The following is a 17,613-nucleotide window of genomic DNA, read 5'->3' on the forward strand; positions in this document are numbered from 1 at the left end:
CGTGGCAGGCGGGTGCCGCCTCCCGGTCGGCTCCCGTCAACAGTGCGTCAACCAGGGGTTACGCGAGCAGGGCCCAAGGTCCCCATCTCGAGGGACCGGCTGCCCGCCGCAGCGTCGCGGTCGGGACCTTCGGCCCGTGCGCGAAATCGGGCTGTGGAGGTAGAAAGGACGGATGATCCGGGTGTTCCTGCTCGACGACCACGAGGTCGTCCGTCGTGGCCTTGCCGACCTGCTCACCAGCAGCGGTGACGTCGAGGTTGTCGGTGAGTCCGGCTCCGCCCAGGAGGCGGCTCGCCGCATCCCGGCGCTCCGCCCCGACGTGGCGATCCTCGATGCCCGGCTGCCCGACGGCAACGGCATCGACGTGTGCCGGGACGTCCGGGCCGTGGACTCCTCGATCAAGGGCCTGATCCTCACCTCGTACGAGGACGACGAGGCGCTGTTCGCCGCGATCATGGCGGGCGCCGCCGGGTACGTGCTCAAGCAGATCCGGGGCACCGACCTGGTCGACGCGGTGCGCCGGGTGGCCGCCGGGCAGTCCCTGCTCGACCCGGCAATCACCACCCGGGTGCTGGAGCGGATCCGCAGCGGCGTCGAGCAGCCACGCGAACTGAAGTCGCTCACCGAGCAGGAGCGGCGGATCCTGGAGTACGTGGCGGAGGGGCTCACCAACCGGGAGATCGCCGGCAAGATGTTCCTCGCCGAGAAGACCGTGAAGAACTACGTCTCCAGCGTGCTGGCCAAGCTGGGCCTGGAGCGGCGTACGCAGGCGGCGGTGCTGGCCACCCGGCTGCTCGGCCAGCGGCACTGACGACCCGGCCCGGCCGGACCGATCCGCCGGCGCTGGCCCGCGGCGCGGCTCAGTCGCGCAGCGGGACGCTCCAACGCAGCTCGGTGCCGTGCGGCAGCACCCGGCTCAACTGGAAGTCACCGTCGAGGCGCTCGGCCCGCTCGCGCAGGTTCACCAGGCCGCTGCGGGCCGCCTCCGGGTCGCAGCCGACCCCGTCGTCGGTGACCGTGACCGTCACCCGGCCGGCGTCGACCCGCACCGTCACCGACACCCGGTCGGCCTGCGCGTGGCGTACGGCGTTGGAGAGCGCCTCCCGGAGCACGGCGGTGAGCTCGGGACGCAGCTCGTCCGGGACGGCGCTGTCGATCGGGCCGATCAGGTCCAGGTGGGGCCGGTAGCCCAGCGACTCGGCGGCCACCTCGATCGCCTCACGGATCTCGGTACGCAGCGCTGCGCTCATCGGGGTGCGCAGTTCGAAGATGGTCCGCCGGATGTCCCGGATGGTGGCGTCCAGGTCGTCGACGGCGGCGTTGATCCGCTTTGCCACCTCGGGGCGCGCGTTCATCGCCCCGCTCTGCAACTGCAGGCCGGTGGCGAAGAGTCGCTGGATCACCACGTCGTGCAGGTCGCGGGCGATCCGCTCGCGGTCCTCCAGGACCACCAGCAGCTCCCGCTCCTCCTGGCCCCGGGCCCGCTCCATGGCCAGCGCGGCCTGACCGGCGAAGCTGTTGAGCAGCGCGACGTCGTCCTCGCCGGTGGGAGCGTGGTCGGGGCGGTGGGCGATCACCAGGACACCGTGCAGGGCGTCGGCCGCGGCGAGCGGCGAGACCACCGCCGGGCCGGCGACCACCGGGCGCGGCCAGGGGGCGGCCTCGGCGAGGTTGTCCAGCGGCTCGTGCCGGCCCTCGGTGACCGAGCCGGCGAAGGTGGTCTCGGCGGCCGGCAGCACCGCGCCGACCAGGGCCCCCACGCTCTCGTCGGCGCCGTCGACCACCTCGACGGTGAACTGGCTCTCGTCCTCGTCGTAGAGCAGCACCAGCGCCAGCTCCGCCTCGGCGACCTCCCGGGCACGCCGGGCCACCAGGGTCAGCGCGTCGGTGCGCCGGACCTCGCCGAGCAGCACCGAGGTGATCTCGGCGGTGGCGGCCAGCCAGCGTTCCCGCCGGTGCGCCAGCGCGTAGAGGCGGGCGTTCTCGACCGCCACGCCGGCCGCGGCGGCCAGCGCCACCACGATCTCCTCGTCGTCCTCGGTGAACTCGGCCGCGCCCTGCTTCTCGGCGAGGTAGAGGTTGCCGAAGACGTGGTCGCGGATGCGGACCGGCACGCCGAGGAAGCTGTGCATCGGCGGGTGGTTCGGCGGGAAGCCGTACGACCTGGGGTGCTGGGTGATGTCCGGCATGCGCAGCGGCCGGGGGTCGTCGATGAGCAGACCGAGCACGCCCCGGCCGTGCGGCAGGTCGCCGATCTTGGCGCGCAGCTCCGGGCCGATCCCGTGGATGACGAAGTCGTGCAGCAGCCGGTCGTGACCGATCACCCCGAGCGCGCCGTACTTCGCGCCGGCCAGCTCGCACGCCGCCTGCACGATCCGCTGCAGGGTGCTGCGCAGGTCGAGGTCGGTGCTGATGCCCACCACCGCGTCGAGCAGGGCACGCAGCCGCTCCCGGCTGGTGACCACCTCGCCGACCCGATCCAGCATCTCCTGGAGCAGCTCGTCGAGGCGCACCCGGGACAGCGGGGTCAGGCCCAGCGACGGGGTGACGTGCTCGTTCCGGGGATTCGGTGCGCTCGCCACCGGGCGATGGTATCGCCCGGCGGCCGACGGGGACGAGGCCTAGGCGCCGCCGGCGCGGACCGCGGAGGTGTCGACGACCTGCTCGGTGGCCAGGCGCGGGGTGTGCGGTGGCCCCGCGTGCGCCGGGTCCGCGAGCCCCAGCCGCAGCGCCAGGAACGGGAAGCCGAGCCCGGCAAGCAGCCGCCGCACGGTCTGCCGGGTGCCTTGCACCTCCACCACGCCGCTGAGCGGCACCATCGACACGCCGAGCCGGGTGGCGGTCAGCCAGGCGGCGGAGAGTCCCTCACCGGCGCGCAGCCAGTTGTCCGGCTCGTCCTCGGTGTTCCAGAGGATCCCGTAGACGGCCGCCCGGTCGTGCCCGGGCCCGACCGGCAGGGTGCCGGTGCGGCCGAAGTCCCGACCCGGCACAGTGGTCTCCGGCGCCCGCTCGGGCAGCACCTCGGGCGGCAGCCCGGTGCCCGCGTCGGCCCGGCTGGTCCAGTACTCCAGCTCCTCGCGCAGCTCCGGCTCCTCGGCCGCGATGGCGGCGGCCTGCCCAGCCGCGGCGGCCAGTTCCAGCACCTGGTCCGGGTGCAGCACCTGAAGCCGTACCCCCTCCGCGCCGGCCGCCTGCACGATCGCGTCGACGGCCGGGCCCGGCACCGGTTCCTCGCGGACCGGCCGGCGGTCGGTGTGCCGGACCTGCATGCACTGCACGAGATGCATCGCGTCCGGGTCCGCCCCGGTGTGCCGGAACCCGGTGAGCCGGGCGAGCAGCTGCGGCTGCGTCGGGTCGGGCAGCCGCTCCACCACCGCCGTCCAGCCCTCGGCGGCCAGCGCCACGCGCGCGTGGTGCAGCGCCGCGCCGCAGCTCAGCGTCACCAGCCGGTTCTCCGGGTCGGTGGCGGCGAGCCGGGGATCGCGTACCACGCGCAGTTCCAACGCGTCGGAGAGCACCTTCCAGCGCCACGGCTGGGTGTTGTGCACCGAAGGGGCGCGACCGGACGTCGCGGCGGCCTCGGTGAGCGCGGTGGTCAGGGCCCGGCCGGTAGCGGGCGTCTCGTGGCTCATCGTCACGACCTTTCCGTTTCCCTCATCGTGCCCCCTCTTCCCGGATTACCGCGACCGGGCAGTGCGCGTGGTGGATGAGCTGCTGGCTGACCGAGCCGAGCAGCATGCCGCGCAGCCCGCCCCGGCCCCGGCTGCCGACCACCACGAGCTGCGCCTCGCGGCTCGCCTCGACCAGCAGCGCGGCCGGGTTGCCCGGGGCCACCTGGACCTCGACGGGCACGTCGGGAAAGGTCCTCCGCCACTGGGCCAGCTCCTGCTCGACCGCCGCCCGTTCGGTGGCGGTGGCCTGCTGCGGGTCGAAGCCGGGCACCCGCCGGTCACCGGGCGGCCCCCAGGCCCGGAGCACCCGCAGCGGGACGTCCCGCTGGGCGGCCCGCTCGACGGCGAAGCCGAGGGCCCGCAGCGATGATTCGGAGCCGTCCATGCCGACCACCACCGGACCGGAGGTGGCCGCCTGCCCGTCGCGTACCACCACGACCGGGCAGTGGGCGTGGGCGGTGACGGAGACCGCGGTGGAGCCGGCGAGCAGACCGGCGAACCCGCCCTGCCCCCGGCTGCCGAGCACCAGCATCCCCGCCTGGGCCGAGCGTTCCTGTAGCACCAGGGCGGGCGGGCCGTCGAAGACCTCGCCGTGCACGGTGAGGCCGGGTCGGTCGGCGGCGGCGTCCGCCGCCGCCGACCGGACCATCTCCTCGACCTGGCGTCGGGCCGTGTCGTCCGGCCAGATCCCGGGCGCCACGCCGGGGCCGACCCAGCCGGCCACCGTCAGCCATTCGAAGACGTACGCCAGCCGCACCGGCCGGCCCGAGCGGCCCGCCTCGTCCAGCGCCCAGTTCATGGCCACGGTGGCGTCGACGGAGCCGTCGTAGCCGACCAGGATCTCGTCGGAGCTCACGGTGCTCACCTGCCGCTCCGCAGGCCCTGCTCGGTCTCGCGGATCCACCGCCACTCGGCGACCCGGGGATCGTCCTCGCCGTACCTGCGGGTGTGGTCGCGGCAGGACTGCCGGGCGTCGACCATCTCCTGGCGCAGGTGCGCGGCGCGCGAGGCGAGCCCCGGCACCCGGTCGATGACGTCGATGACCAGGTGGAAGCGGTCGAGGTCGTTGAGCATCACCATGTCGAACGGCGTGGTGGTGGTGCCCTCCTCCTTGTAGCCGCGCACGTGCAGGTTGCCATGGTTGGTCCGCCGGTAGGTGAGCCGATGGATCAGCCACGGGTAGCCGTGGTAGGCGAAGATGATCGGCCGGTCGCGGGTGAAGATGGTGTCGAACTCGTTGTCCGGCAGGCCGTGCGGGTGCTCCGACGGCGGCTGCAGGCGCATCAGGTCGACCACGTTGACCACCCGGACCCTCAGTTCGGGCAGGTGCTGACGGAGCAGGTCGGCCGCGGCCAGGGTCTCCAGCGTCGGCACATCGCCGGCGCAGGCGAGCACCACGTCCGGTTCGGTGCCCTGGTCGGTGCTGGCCCAGGCCCAGATGCCCAGGCCGCGCCGGGCGTGCTGGATGGCCTCGTCCATGGTCAGCCAGTTCGGCGCCGGCTGCTTGCCGGCCACGACCACGTTGATGTAGTGCCGGCTGCGCAGGCAGTGGTCCATGGTGGAGAGCAGGGTGTTCGCGTCCGGTGGCAGGTAGACCCGCACCACCTCCGCCTTCTTGTTCATCACGTGGTCGATGAAGCCCGGGTCCTGGTGCGAGAAGCCGTTGTGGTCCTGCCGCCAGACGTGGCTGGACAGCAGGTAGTTCAGCGAGGCCACCGGCTCCCGCCAGGGAATGAGCCGGGTCACCTTGAGCCACTTGGCGTGCTGGTTGACCATCGAGTCGACGATGTGGATGAACGCCTCGTAGCTGGTGAAGATGCCGTGCCGGCCGGTCAGCAGGTAGCCCTCCAGCCAGCCCTGGCACAGGTGCTCCGACAGCACCTCCATCACCCGGCCGTCGGGCGAGAGGTGATCGTCGCCGGGCACCGTGTCGGCCACGAACGCGCGGTCGGTGACCTCGAAGGCGGCGCCGAGCCGGTTCGAGGAGACCTCGTCGGGCCCGAAGAGCCGGAAGGCCTGCGGGTTACGGCTGATCACGTCGCGGACCCAGGGGCCGAGCGCCCCGGCCGCGCCGGCGACCGGCTCGCCCGGCTGCCGCACGTCGACCGCGTAGTCGCGGAAGTCGGGCAGGTCCAGGTCGCGCAGCAGTCGTCCGCCGTTGGCCACCGGGTTGGCGCTCATCCGCCGGTCGCCCGTGGGCGGCAGGGCGGCCAGCTCGGCGACCGGACCGCCGGTGGCATCGAAGAGTTCCTCCGGCCGGTAGCCGCGCAGCCAGCGCTCCAGCTCGGCCAGGTGCGCGGGATTGTCCCGCACCTCGTTGATGGGCACCTGGTGGGCGCGGAAGGTGCCCTCGACGTGCTTGCCGTCGACCTCCCTGGGGCCGGTCCAGCCCTTCGGCGTACGCAGGATGATCATGGGCCAGCGGGGGCGCTCGACGGGGCCGCCGGAGCGGGCCCGGCGCTGGATCGCGGCGATCTCGTCGACCGCCCGGTCCAGGGTCGCGGCGAGGCCCTGGTGGACCCTGGTCGGGTCGTCGCCCTCGACGACGTACGGCTGGTAGCCGTAGCCGCGCATCAGTTCGAGCAGCTCCTCGGCGGGGATCCGGTCCAGCACCGTGGGGCTGGCGATCTTGTAGCCGTTGAGGTGCAGGATGGGCAGCACCGCGCCGTCCCGGGCCGGGTTGAGGAAGACGTTGGACAGCCAGCTCCCGGCCAGCGGGCCGGTCTCCGCCTCGCCGTCCCCGATCACGCAGGCGACCAGCAGGTCCGGGTTGTCGAACGCGGCCCCGTACGCGTGGCTGAGCGCGTAGCCCAGCTCACCGCCCTCGTGGATCGAGCCGGGCACCTCGGGTGCCACGTGGCTGGGGATGCCACCGGGGAACGAGAACTGGCGGAACAGCCGGGCCATGCCGGTCTCGTCCCGGCCCACCGAGTGGTAGAGCTCGCTGTACGTGCCCTCCAGCCAGGTGTTCGCCACCATGGCGGGGCCACCGTGGCCCGGGCCGGTGACGAAGATGGCGGACAGGTCCCGGTCGACGATGACCCGGTTGAGGTGCGCGTAGATCAGGTTGAGGCCGGGGCTGGTGCCCCAGTGCCCCAGCAGCCGCGGCTTGACGTGCTCGGGCTTCAGCGGCTCGCGCAGCAGCGGATTGGCGAGCAGGTAGATCTGCCCGACGGTGAGGTAGTTGGCCGCTCGCCAGTAGGCGTCAAGCCGGCGCAGCTCGTCTGCGGTCAGGGGGCTGTGCAGGTCGAGAGCGGTGTCCATGCGGCAATAGCCTCTCGTGGCTCGGGGACTTCTGCCACCCGAGGGCGGATCTCCGCCCGGGCATGCCCAGCGTCCCCGTCCGGGCCGGTAGCGGATCAGGGCCGTTGGCCCCGGACGGCGCGGGCATCATGGCCTCTCCACACCTTCCGCGCCGAGTCCACGGACGACGATCACCGGCGCCGGGGAGTGGTAGAGCAGCTTCTGGCTGACCTCGCCCAGCATTCCCCGCAGCGGATCCTCGCCCCGCGCCCCGACCACGGCCAGCTGCGCCGAGCGGGACTGTTCGACCAGGACGCCGCCCGGGTCGCCGGGCAGCGTGTGGCACTCGACGGCGACCGTGGGGTGCCGGGCGGCGTGTCGGGCCACCGCCTCGGCCAGCGGGTCGCCGTTGTGGTCGGGGCGGCCGGGCTCGACGACCCGGATCGCGAGCAGCCGAGCGCCGCGCCGCTCCGCACAGTCAAAGGCGTAGCCGAGGGCGGCGTCGCCGGACGGTGAGCTGTCCACGCCGACCAGCACCGGCCCCTGCGGTGGCGGCTCCGCCCGGCCCACCAGTACGGGGCAGCCGGCGCGGGCGGCGACCTGGATGGCCGGGGCGTCGGATGGTACGCAGGTCGGGCAGGAGGCTATCCCGCCGTCGCCGAGGGCCACCAGGTACGCCGACTCGGCGGCGCGCAGCAGCGCCTCGACCGGTGCGCCCTCGACGATCTCCCCCCGTACCGGGATGGTCGGCTCGACCTCGGTGGCTGCCTGCTCGGCGCGTTGCAGCAGGTGCTCGGCGGCGACGCGCGACCCGGCCACCGACGGCTCCCGCAGGGCCGCCGTCCAGTTGAAGGCGTGCAGCAGGTGCAGCAGCCGATCGTGCACGGCGGCCTCTCGGGCGGCCGTGCGGACCACCTGGAGGTCCTCCTCGGACCCACCGACACCGACCACCACCGCGTCGTAGGTGGGCGTGGCCATCCCGCCTCACCTCCCGCCCGCACTCTCCTCACCCACCGTAGCCGCGGACGCGTCCGTATGGACCGAGACGGCCGAACCGCCGCCGGCCCCACCGAGGGGCGCGGTGGTGGTCAGCGGGGAGTGGGGACGGTGGGGAGCACGCGGACCACCACGGCGGTGGCATTGTCGTCGCCGCCCTCGTCCAGCGTGGCGGAGAGCAGGGCGTCGACGGTCCGCGCCGGGTCGCGCCGCGCGGCCAGCAGGTCCCGTAGCCGGTGGTAGCCGAGCTGGTCGCTCACCCCGTCGGTGCAGAGCAGCCAGGTGTCGCCGGTCCGCAGCGGGACGGCCAGCACGTCCGGCTCGGGCTTGTCCGGATGGCCGACGTAGCGCAGCAGCTGGTAGCGGGCCCGGGCCGCCTCCGGCGAGTTCGCCGGCCACCAGCCGTGCAGCAGTCCGAGCCAGGCCAGGGTGTGGTCGACCGTCATCAGCTCCAGCAGCCCGTCGCGCAGCCGGTAGGCCCGCGAGTCGCCGAGCTGGACCAGCCAGCCCTGCTCGCCGTCCGGCTCGGCGACCAGGGCGGTCAGCGTGCAGCCGGTCAGCCCGGCCAGTCCCGCCCCGGCCTGGCGTACCCGGAGCTGGGTCTCGGCCGTGGCGGCGCGCAGCTCGCGCGCGCCGAAGGTCGGCCAGCCGGCGCGGACCTCCGCCACGAACGTGCTCATCGCGGTGGCGCCGGCGACCCGGCTGCCCTCCCCGTCGCCCATGCCGTCGACGACCGCGGCGAGCGGCAGCTCCGGGTCGACGTGCAGCACGTCGAAGTTCTCCGGGTAGTGGTGCCCGACCACGCTGCCGCCGGCGATCTCCAGGGTGAGCCGCCCGACGGCCAGCCGACGGGTGGCGTCGACGGGTCGGTCCGGTGAGCGGCGGCGGAACATCAGCGGACGGTAACACCGACCGAGGCCCGCGACCGGCGGGTCGCGGTCGTGTCGGGCCGATCAGTACGAGGCCGACGACGACCACCTGACCGCCCGCGCGCTCGTCGGTGGTGTACGCGACCCGCGAACCGGGTACAGCGCGCCTCGCGGCCGACAAGGGAGGTGCGGGGTGACCGCGGTCAAGGAAACCACGCTGGACGACGAGCTGGCCAAGGCCGGCCGGGAGGACTGACCGGACGCCGATGCTGCGCGTGATGACCTGGAACATCCTTACCGGCGGACGGGACCGCGACGGGACCGACCGGTGGGACCGGATCGTCGCGGTCGTCACCGCGCAGCGCCCCGACGTGCTGGCCCTGCAGGAGCTGCGCGGGCTCGACCGCGCCGGCCGGATGGCGGAGCTGGCCGGCGGGCTGGGCATGACGCCGTACCTGGCCCGCTCCTGGTTCGGGCAGCCGGTCGCGGTGCTGGTCCGCGCGCCGCTGCGGATGCTCCGCTCCGGCCGGGTACGCCGCCCCTTCCACCACGCCACCGCCCAGGTCCAGGTGGCCACCGGGGCCGGTCCGCTGACCGTGTTCAGCACCCACCTGAACCCGTGGTCCGGTGGGCGGCGGCGGATGGAGGCGGATTGGCTCGCGGCGGCGGTCCGGCGCACCGGGGGTCGGCTGGCCCTGCTCGCCGGGGACCTGAACACGCTCGACCCGACCGTCGACCACACCGCGCGGCTGGCCGGCCTGCCCTCCCGGTACCGGCGGCGGCACCTGCGCCGCGACGACCGTACCGTCGACACCCGCGCGGTGGCCCGCCTGCTCGACGCCGGCCTGGTCGACCTCTGGCCGCACACCGGTGGCGGCGAGGGCACGGCTGGTCCCGCCGGCGCGGCCTGCGCCCAGGAGGACGACGGCGGCGAGCCGGACGGGCCGACCGTGCCGACCCGGCACGGCGGGGCCGAGTTCGCGGCGATGCGCCTGGACTACCTGCTCGCCACCCCGGAGCTGGCCGCCCTGACCCGCGCGGTCCGCGTGGTCCGCGGCGGCGACGCCGACACCGCCTCCGACCACTATCCGGTCGTCGCCGACCTGGCGCTGACGGCCGACTGAGCCGGCTGTTGCCGCAGATGGCTACGGTGACGCCGTGACCGGCACCCCAGCCCTGCGCCCGTCCGACCCGCCCCGGCCCACACTGCCGCCGCGGGCGGACGCCACCGCAGTGCCCGGCACCCCGACCGGCCCGCCCGCTCCGGGCCGCCCGGCCACCGACGGACAGCCGCCTCCGCTGGTCGCGGCCGTCGCCCGCGGCATCGCCCTGGCCGTGGTGCTTCCGGTACGCCTCGGGTGGGAGCTGGCCGTCGCCACCGGTCGGCTGCTGGACCGGTACCTGCTCACGCCCACCGGTCGGTTCCTGTACCGCTGGCTGCTGCTCCCGCTGGCCTGGACCGCGCGGACCCTGCTGTGGCTGCCGCTGGTGTGGCTGGCCAGGGGGCTGGCCTGGGCCGCGGTGCGCCTGCTCTGGCAACCGTCGGTGTGGTTGGCGCAGCGGGTCGCCTGGGTGGTGGTGCACGCGCTCTGGCGTCCGCTGGCCTGGGCGGCCCGGCATCTGCTGTGGGCGCCGCTGGCCTGGTTGATCCGGGAACTGGTGCTCCGGCCGCTGCGCTGGTTGGCCCGGGTGCTCGCACCGGTGGGGCGGGCGCTGCTGGCCGGGCTGCGGGTGCTCGCCCGCGCGCTCGCTGCCGGGCTGGCGATGCTCGGCCGGGGGCTGGCGGCCGCTGCTCGGGCGCTCGCCGCCGGGCTCATCGCCGTCGGTCGGGTGCTGGTGTACGCGATCGTCGGCGCCTGGCGGCTCGCCGGACGGGTGCTCCGCTTCCTCCACAGGGTGCTGCTGCGCCCGGTGGGGCGGGCCGTGCGCTGGCTGTGGCGGCACACCGCCGTACCGCTGGGGCGGGCCGTCCGCGCCGGCTGGCGGGCCACCGTCGTCCCGGCGGCGCGGGGGGTGCGGGCGGTGTGGCGGGCCACGGTCGGGCCGACCCGCCGCTGGCTGCGCCGCGCGGTGCTGGACCCGGTCCGGCTCACCAGCCGGGAGGTGCTCACCGCCCTGGGCCTGCGCCGCTGACGCCCGCGTTCTGCTGTCACCATAGGCGGTTCAGCGGAGCAGGTTCAGCAGCACGGTCAGCACCACCGAGGCGAGGACCGAGAAGAGGATCATCAGCAGGCAGCCGAGACCGCCCCCGGCCGGTCGGATCTCCGTGTTCCCGATACGCATGGACTCCACCTTTTCAGGCGGACGGGTCACAGCTCGCGCAGCCGGGGCAGCAGTTCCTCCTGCGCCCAGTCCAGGAACATCGGCTGGCCGTCGCCGCCGACCTGCACCAGCGCCACGTGGGTGAACCCGGCGTCGATGAACTTCCCGAACGCCTCGACGTGCCGGTCCACGTCCGGCCCGCAGGAGATGCTCATGGCCACGTCCTCCTCGCGGACGAACTGGGTGGCCCCGGCGAACGCGTTCGGGTCGGGCAGGTTGGCGTTGACCTTCCAGCCCAGGTTGAACCAGCGGAACTGGTCGTGCACGATCTTGCGGCACTCGGCCTCGTCCGGGCCGTAGCAGATCGCCACCTGCCCGTGGCGGGGCCGGCCCGCGCCGCCGGCCTGCTCGTACATCTCGATCAGCTGCGGCAGCGGCTCGGTGGCGATCATTCCGTCGGCGTAATCGGCGGCGAGGGTGGCCGACTGCCGGCCGGACGCGGCGACGGCCATCGGCACCGGATGCTGCGGCCGGTCCCAGACGTACGCGTCGGGCACGTCGTAGTGGTTGCCGGAGAAGGTCAACGTCTCGCCGTTGAGCAGCGGCCGGATGATCTGCAGCGCCTCCTCGAACATCTCGTGCCGCTGCTCCACGTGCGGCCAGCCGCCGACCACGTGCTCGTTCAGGTTCTCCCCAGCGCCGAGGCCGAGGGTGAACCGGCCGTCCGAGAGCACCCCGATGGTGCTGGCCTTCTGTGCCACCAGGGCCGGGTGGTAGCGGCGGATCGGGCAGGTCACGAAGGACATCAGCCCGATCCGGCTGGTGGCGTGGGCGACCGCCCCGAGCACCGACCAGGCGTAGGGGGAGTGACCCTGCGACTCGAGCCACGGGTAGTAGTGGTCGGACACGACCAGGTGGTCGAAGCCGGCGGCCTCGGCGCGTACGGCATGGTCGACCAGTTCCTTCGGGCCGGACTGCTCGCACAGCAGGGTGTAGCCGACGCTGACCATGGCGCCTCTCCTTCCCGGGCGGATCCTCACCGGATACCCCGGCACGCGGCGGTCAACCCTGTGTCCGCTGGAACGGTGGGGCCCGGGGGTAGACCCCGGGCCCATCGTGTGAGTGGCGTCTTACATGGTGAGGCGGACGACCTGGGGGTCGTGGTCGCTGGCGCGGTCGGCGAATTCGGAGTTGACGTGCACGACGTCGTACTGGCTGGCGGTGAAGGTGGTGCTGGCGCAGATGTGGTCGAGGACCTGGGAGTTGCCGTCGTAGACGTAGCTGTACCGCTCGCCGACAGGCAGGGTGGTGATCAGGTCGGTCATCGGGGTGCCGGTGAGCAGGTTGGTCATGGTGCCGGAGAACTCGAAGTCGTTGATGTCCCCGAGCACCACGACGCGGGCTGAGGACTGGACCGCGAAGATCTGCTTGACGAAGGTGTTGACCAGGCTGGCCTGCGCCTGCCGCTTCGTCTCGGAGCTGCGGGTGGGCGGCTGCACGCGGGCGTACAGCGGCTGGTCACCGCCCTTGGAGGAGAAGTGGTTGGCGATGACGATGACGGTCTGCCCCTGGAAGACGAACTCGCCGGCGAGCGGCTTGCGGGTCGACGCCCAGTTGGTGTTGCTCGGGCTGATCCGGCCCGGCGAGTACGACAACTGCGCCTTGCCGCCGTTGTTCACCACGGAGACGGCGGCGGTGGCGGTGCCGCCGGGCCGGTCGGTGAACGAGACCCGGGCCGGGTTGAACAGGAAACCGACGCGGATGTTGCCGCCCGGCTCGCCGCCGTCCGCGTTGTTCTGCGGGTTGATCTGGCGGTACTGGTAGGTGGGGCCGCCGGCGGCGGTGATCGCGGAGATCAGCTTGTTGAACGTCTGGTCGGCGGCGACAACGCCGTTGTCGGTGGGGCCGTTGTTGTCCTGCATCTCCTCCAGCGCCACGATGTCGGGCGAGCGGAGGTTGGTCACGACGCCGGCGGCGAGGCGGTCGAACTTCGACTGCGGGTCGGTCGGGTCGAGGTTCTCCACGTTGTACGTGGCCACCGCGAGATGGTCGGTGGCCTGCGCGGCGGTCTGCTCGCCGGCGAGGCGGTTGTCCTGCCGGGCGCCGAGGGTGGACGCGGCGATCAGGTAGCCGCCGAAGTTGTCGTAGTCCAGCGGGCCGACGGTGGAGCCGACCAGCACGTCACCGACGTTCGCCTGCGGGAAGGCCGCACCGGTCAGCGACTCCACCTTGAGCCGGCCCGAGTTCTGCGACGCGTACGAGCCGTAGACGGTGCCGCCGCGCGGGGTCGGGTTCTGGTTGGGCTTGGCGGTGACGAACAGTTCGTTGTACTTGGTGGACGCCCCGACGACGCGGGCGTTGTCGATCTGGACGCGCATGCCCTCCAGCGACTCGAAGAGGTCCAGCGCGTACGCCGACGGGTCCAGCGTCAGCGACTCCAGGCTCCCGGTGGGTGCGTAGGTGTCCGGGATGGACGCGTCCGTGAGCACGACGGGGGCCGGCAGCGGGTTGCCGGTGGACAGCGTGGTGACCGACGGGTAGGTGATCTCGGTGAGCGACTGGCCGCCGTTGGTGGAACCCCCCGGGTAGTACTCGGACACGGTCCCCGTCACCCGGACCATCGCGCCGATCGCCGGGATCGTGCCGCCGTAGACGTAGATGCCCTCGCTGGTGCGCGGGTCGCCGTCGGGGTTGGGCTCCTGGATCCAGTAGCCCTGCCCGGCGCGGGTCGCGGTCACCACGCCCGTGACGGTCACCTGCCCGGAGGTCGACTTACGCTTGGTGCCCTGAACCGTGTGGATACTGACCGTGGCGGCCGACGCCGGCACGGCGACCAGGCCCGTTGCGACCACAGCGGCACACGACAACACACTCAGCATGCTGAGCCGAAGGCGCGAAATGCCCATCAGGTTCCTCTCATCAGCTCCGCTCCGGCCGGCTCGGCCGGACGCCCAATGCGATCACGGGTATCGATATTTTAGGTAGCCTGATGATGTCGCGTTCGTAATGTGATCATGACCAGGCCGAAGCTGACGGGTACGGCGGCAAGCGCGGCCAATGCGGCAAGCGCGGCCAATGTGGCCGGACAGTTGCTGGGCGTGGCCGGGGTGGCTCAGCGGGGGTTCGCGCCCGCGGACGAGGGTCGCCCGGGCCTGCCGACCGCAGCCGCGATCGCCCGCCCCAGGTCGAGGGTGGGATCGGGGAACGCGAGTTGGTGCAGGATGATGCCGTCCAGTTGGTCGAGGATCTGTCGGCACTCGGCCTCGGGGGCGGTGGATCCAACCGCCCGTAACCATTGCGCGCCCCACTCCCGGATCGCCCGCTGCGCCTCGGCGAGCCGCGGTTGCAGTTCGGGACGCAGGGCCGCCTCGACGAAGACGCTGTAGCGGGCGATGGTCATGACCCGATCTGGGCCTACGGCGCGGTGAACGTAGGCGGTGAGCGCAGCGGCCAACTCGGCACGGCTGCGGAGCCGCACCAGATCGGCGATGGTTTCCCAGGCGGCCCGTTCGCGCGCGGCGAAGCGCGCGACCACCGCGTTCACGAGCGCGTCCCGGGTCTTGAAGTAGTTCGACGTCGAGCCCGCCGGCATTCCCGCAGCCGCGTCGACCGCGCGGTGGGTAAGCCCGCGCATGCCCTGGGTGCCGATGACGGCGATCGCGGCGTCGAGCAGGACCTCTTGACGGGACGGCACCAGCTGATACTACAGCAGTAGTCGTAGGACAACAGCTGTAGTAGCTTCGTGGGTATGGTCGATACTGCGGCGATCATCGGTGGCGGCATCGGCGGCCTGGCGACAGCCATCGCCCTGCGGCGGAGCGGCTGGCGAGTGACCGTCTACGAACGAGACGCCGAGATCCCGGCGACGGGCACCGCGTTGGGCATGTGGCCGGCCGCCCTGCGCGCCCTGGACACGCTCGGCGTGGGCGACGACGTCCGCAAGCTGGGCCGGCGGCAGAGCGTCGGGGAGTTCCGCCGACCGGACGGCACCCGGATCGCCACGATCGACACCGCCAGGCTGGAGCGGCGCAGCGGCGACCCGGTCTACCTGTTGTCCAGACCGGCGCTGCTGACAGTCCTGCACCGCGCGATGGGCGAAACGGCGCTGCGGTTCGGCACGCCGCAGGTGCGGCAGTTGACGCGACTGCGCGAGGAGTTCGACCTGGTGGTGGCCGCCGACGGCGTCTTCAGCCAGGCTCGCACGGAGTTGCTCGGCGAGCGGTACCGGGCCCGGTACTCCGGCGGCACCGCCTGGCGCGGGTACGTCGAGAACATGCCCACCGACAGCTTTGTCGAGACCTGGGGAGCGGGCGCCAAGTTCGGCGTCACACCCCAGGAGGGCGGGCGGACGAACTGGTACGCCGCCGCCGCCGCGCCGGAGGGCAGTTTCACCCCCGGTTCGGAGCTGGCCACCCTGCGGCGGCGGTTCGGCTCGTGGGCAGCCCCGGTCCGCGCCGTGCTCGACGCCATCAGCGAATCGGAGGTCCTGCGCCACGACGTGTACGTGACGCCGTGGTTGCCGACGTTCACCCGGGACAACGTCGCGCTCATCGGCGACGCGGCCCACGCCATGACTCCGGACCTAGGTCGAGGCGGGTGCGAGGCACTCATCGATGCCGTCACCCTGGCGGCCTGCCTCCGTGACGCCCCAGCGGTACGGGACGGGCTGCGCGCCTACGACCGGCAGCGGCGCCGGCCCACCCAACGCTTGGCCCGTATCTCGAACGTGGCGGCGCGGATGAACCGGATGCGCCGAGCCCTCTGGATCCGTGACGGACTGCTCCGGGCCAGCATGCTGACCGGACCACCGGACTGACCCTGCGGAAGGCGGCCTCGGGACGAGGCGGGTTCGAACGCCCACCGAGAACTGTGCCTGCTGAACTGGACTGCTCAGCGGTTCCGCTGTCGGTTGACCTCGGAATCGATGGCTCCCTCGATCTGCTCGAGGAACCCGGCGATGACGCGGAGGTCACGCTCGTCGTACTTGGCCATGACACCGCGCCAGGCGCGGATCAGCGGCAGGAACACCGGCGCGATGTCTGAGCGCGCGCGATCGGGTTGAAGTTCGACGAGGACGCGCCGGCGGTCGGCGGGGTCTCGGACGCGTGCGACCAGACCGGCCAGTTCCAGCCGGTCGATCAGACCGGTCATGGATGCCGTGGTCAGGCCCGTGCGGCGGGCCAGTTCACCGGCGGTGAGCGGGCCGTGCTGCAGCATCTGGATGCAGCGCATGTCGGTGGCGTTCACCCCGATGACCCCGGCCGCCACCTGGTTCATCTCCGTGGCGCGCTCGATGGTGCTGCCGATGCGCTCGGTGATCTCCCCGATCAATCTCGAACTTTCGCTGGACATCGCCGCTCCCTTAGGTAACCGCTTATCTAGGAAGCCTAGCGATCAGGTTTCCGAGAACCTAGGTTACACCGCGTGGTTGCCCATCTGCGACCACCCGTACGTCAGGAGGAGACGATGCGTGAACGACGCGTGACACCCGTTCGACGGTGGGTTCGCCGGCTTGCCCCCCTCACGATGGCGCTGACCGTGGTTGTGGCCGGCCTGCCACCGCAGCGCGGAGCCGAAGCGGCGGACGCCGGGGGAGCGGATCTCGGACAGTATCTGGGCAGGTGGAACTACGACCTGCCCGACCGCGCCGACATGACGAACATCGCGGTGATGAACCTGCCGAACGGCGGGCTGCAGGCGCCGCAGATCGGGGACATCGTGTTCACCCTCGGCGACGACGGCGGGATCATCGGCCGGACGGACGTCGGGTGCACCTGGCGGTTCAAGGCTGCCTCCCGCAGGTTGGAGCTCGACCCGCCAGCCCAGCTCTGCCACAACCCCACCCTGCACGTCTCCTACACGATCACGAGGTGGACCGTCAGCGTGGACGGCAAGCGAGAGCGGGAGACCGTCATCGCCAAGAGTCACCATCCCGACCGCGACTACGACTTCGTCCTGGACAAAGGAGCCCGTACCAAGGCCAATGACGACCCCAACGCCGCGCGACCGTTCCTCGGCACCTGGACGTACGACCCGTCCGATCCACAGTCCAGGATCAACATCCGCACCACCCAGTACACCGCCCCGGACGGCGCCCCGAGAATGATCGAGTCACCGCAGCAGGGTCAGGTCACCATCACCCGGGACTACGCCAACAGGATCACCGTACGGACCGACGAGGGCTGCACCTGGACACTGCTGGCGCGCGGCAGCACCGCCAAGCTCGATCCCCCGGTCCAGACCTGCATGCTCCCCAGCCTCGCCGCGATCACCCTCACCTACTACACGATCGTCACCGACGGGAGGCGGCAGGCCGCCATGATGGTCGGCACGGATGAACGCGGCGGCACCTTCGTCCTCAGCAGCGGCGTCCTCACCAAGCGGTAACGGCCACGCGGGACCGACGAGACCGGTGGCCGCCAGGCCCGCCGCGACCCAGGATCGCAAGACAGCGCGGGTCATCGCCGCAGGCCGCCTGCGGTTTTCCGGAGCTGACCCTAAACGCTGACCTCATGCAGCAGCACAGGCAAATCGCCCAGAGCAGCGAACACGGCCCATCCCAACGCGGGTCG

The 17,613-nt window shown here is 72.5% G+C and carries 15 protein-coding genes; 5 read left to right on the plus strand and 10 right to left on the minus strand.

Annotated elements, in window-relative coordinates; translation table 11 throughout:
* Window positions 1-172 precede the first annotated feature (172 nt).
* The gene (locus ACNAW0_RS01770; RefSeq protein ID WP_416285864.1) at window positions 173-811 is read left to right on the plus strand and encodes a response regulator; all 639 of its coding nucleotides are present in this window, start codon (window positions 173-175) and stop codon (window positions 809-811) included.
* 49 nt (window positions 812-860) lie between these two features.
* On the opposite strand, the gene ACNAW0_RS01775 is transcribed toward ACNAW0_RS01770, so the two are convergent.
* The 6 genes from ACNAW0_RS01775 to ACNAW0_RS01800 all read right to left on the minus strand — a co-directional run bounded on the left by ACNAW0_RS01775 (window position 861) and on the right by ACNAW0_RS01800 (window position 8,803).
* Window positions 861-2,531 (minus strand): GAF domain-containing protein, encoded by a 1,671-nt coding sequence (locus ACNAW0_RS01775; protein ID WP_416286015.1) that lies wholly within the window; start codon window positions 2,529-2,531, stop codon window positions 861-863.
* A 90-nt stretch (window positions 2,532-2,621) separates the two neighbouring features.
* Window positions 2,622-3,632, minus strand: a complete 1,011-nt coding sequence (locus ACNAW0_RS01780) for an Acg family FMN-binding oxidoreductase (protein ID WP_416285865.1) — start codon at window positions 3,630-3,632, stop codon at window positions 2,622-2,624.
* 22 nt (window positions 3,633-3,654) lie between these two features.
* Window positions 3,655-4,527 (minus strand): universal stress protein, encoded by an 873-nt coding sequence (locus tag ACNAW0_RS01785; protein WP_416286016.1) that lies wholly within the window; start codon window positions 4,525-4,527, stop codon window positions 3,655-3,657.
* A 5-nt stretch (window positions 4,528-4,532) separates the two neighbouring features.
* Window positions 4,533-6,935, minus strand: a complete 2,403-nt coding sequence (locus ACNAW0_RS01790) for a phosphoketolase (protein WP_416285866.1) — start codon at window positions 6,933-6,935, stop codon at window positions 4,533-4,535.
* A gap of 126 nt (window positions 6,936-7,061) precedes the next feature.
* Window positions 7,062-7,892 carry a universal stress protein gene (locus tag ACNAW0_RS01795; RefSeq protein ID WP_416285867.1) on the minus strand — a complete coding sequence of 277 codons (831 nt, stop codon included), beginning with the start codon at window positions 7,890-7,892 and terminating at the stop codon, window positions 7,062-7,064.
* Window positions 7,893-8,002: 110 nt separating this feature from the next.
* A complete protein-coding gene (locus ACNAW0_RS01800) occupies window positions 8,003-8,803 on the minus strand; it encodes a PP2C family protein-serine/threonine phosphatase (RefSeq protein ID WP_416285868.1) in 801 nt (266 codons plus the stop codon).
* A gap of 242 nt (window positions 8,804-9,045) precedes the next feature.
* Here ACNAW0_RS01800 and ACNAW0_RS01805 point away from each other — a divergent pair, with 242 nt between their 5' ends.
* A complete protein-coding gene (locus ACNAW0_RS01805; protein ID WP_416285869.1) occupies window positions 9,046-9,903 on the plus strand; it encodes an endonuclease/exonuclease/phosphatase family protein in 858 nt (285 codons plus the stop codon).
* A 34-nt stretch (window positions 9,904-9,937) separates the two neighbouring features.
* Complete coding sequence (locus tag ACNAW0_RS01810) at window positions 9,938-10,912, plus strand: hypothetical protein (protein WP_416285870.1); 975 nt, start codon at window positions 9,938-9,940, stop codon at window positions 10,910-10,912.
* 176 nt (window positions 10,913-11,088) lie between these two features.
* Here the strand turns inward: ACNAW0_RS01810 and ACNAW0_RS01815 are convergent, their stop codons facing one another.
* The 3 genes from ACNAW0_RS01815 to ACNAW0_RS01825 all read right to left on the minus strand — a co-directional run bounded on the left by ACNAW0_RS01815 (window position 11,089) and on the right by ACNAW0_RS01825 (window position 14,735).
* A complete protein-coding gene (locus ACNAW0_RS01815) occupies window positions 11,089-12,051 on the minus strand; it encodes a TIGR03557 family F420-dependent LLM class oxidoreductase (RefSeq protein ID WP_416285871.1) in 963 nt (320 codons plus the stop codon).
* 120 nt (window positions 12,052-12,171) lie between these two features.
* Window positions 12,172-13,893 carry an endonuclease/exonuclease/phosphatase family protein gene (locus ACNAW0_RS01820; RefSeq protein ID WP_416285872.1) on the minus strand — a complete coding sequence of 574 codons (1,722 nt, stop codon included), beginning with the start codon at window positions 13,891-13,893 and terminating at the stop codon, window positions 12,172-12,174.
* A 260-nt stretch (window positions 13,894-14,153) separates the two neighbouring features.
* On the minus strand, window positions 14,154-14,735 hold the full coding sequence (locus ACNAW0_RS01825; RefSeq protein WP_416285873.1) for a TetR/AcrR family transcriptional regulator: 582 nt from the start codon (window positions 14,733-14,735) through the stop codon (window positions 14,154-14,156).
* Window positions 14,736-14,789: 54 nt separating this feature from the next.
* Between ACNAW0_RS01825 and ACNAW0_RS01830 the strand changes: the two genes are divergently transcribed.
* On the plus strand, window positions 14,790-15,857 hold the full coding sequence (locus tag ACNAW0_RS01830; protein WP_416285874.1) for an FAD-dependent oxidoreductase: 1,068 nt from the start codon (window positions 14,790-14,792) through the stop codon (window positions 15,855-15,857).
* A 74-nt stretch (window positions 15,858-15,931) separates the two neighbouring features.
* Here ACNAW0_RS01830 and ACNAW0_RS01835 read toward each other — a convergent pair whose 3' ends face one another.
* Window positions 15,932-16,393, minus strand: a complete 462-nt coding sequence (locus ACNAW0_RS01835) for a MarR family winged helix-turn-helix transcriptional regulator (protein ID WP_416285876.1) — start codon at window positions 16,391-16,393, stop codon at window positions 15,932-15,934.
* Between the two features lie 174 nt (window positions 16,394-16,567).
* Here ACNAW0_RS01835 and ACNAW0_RS01840 point away from each other — a divergent pair, with 174 nt between their 5' ends.
* Window positions 16,568-17,428 carry a hypothetical protein gene (locus tag ACNAW0_RS01840; RefSeq protein WP_416285877.1) on the plus strand — a complete coding sequence of 287 codons (861 nt, stop codon included), beginning with the start codon at window positions 16,568-16,570 and terminating at the stop codon, window positions 17,426-17,428.
* Window positions 17,429-17,613 lie beyond the last annotated feature (185 nt).

This window comes from Micromonospora sp. SL1-18, assembly GCF_047921505.1.
Lineage (GTDB): Bacteria > Actinomycetota > Actinomycetes > Mycobacteriales > Micromonosporaceae > Micromonospora.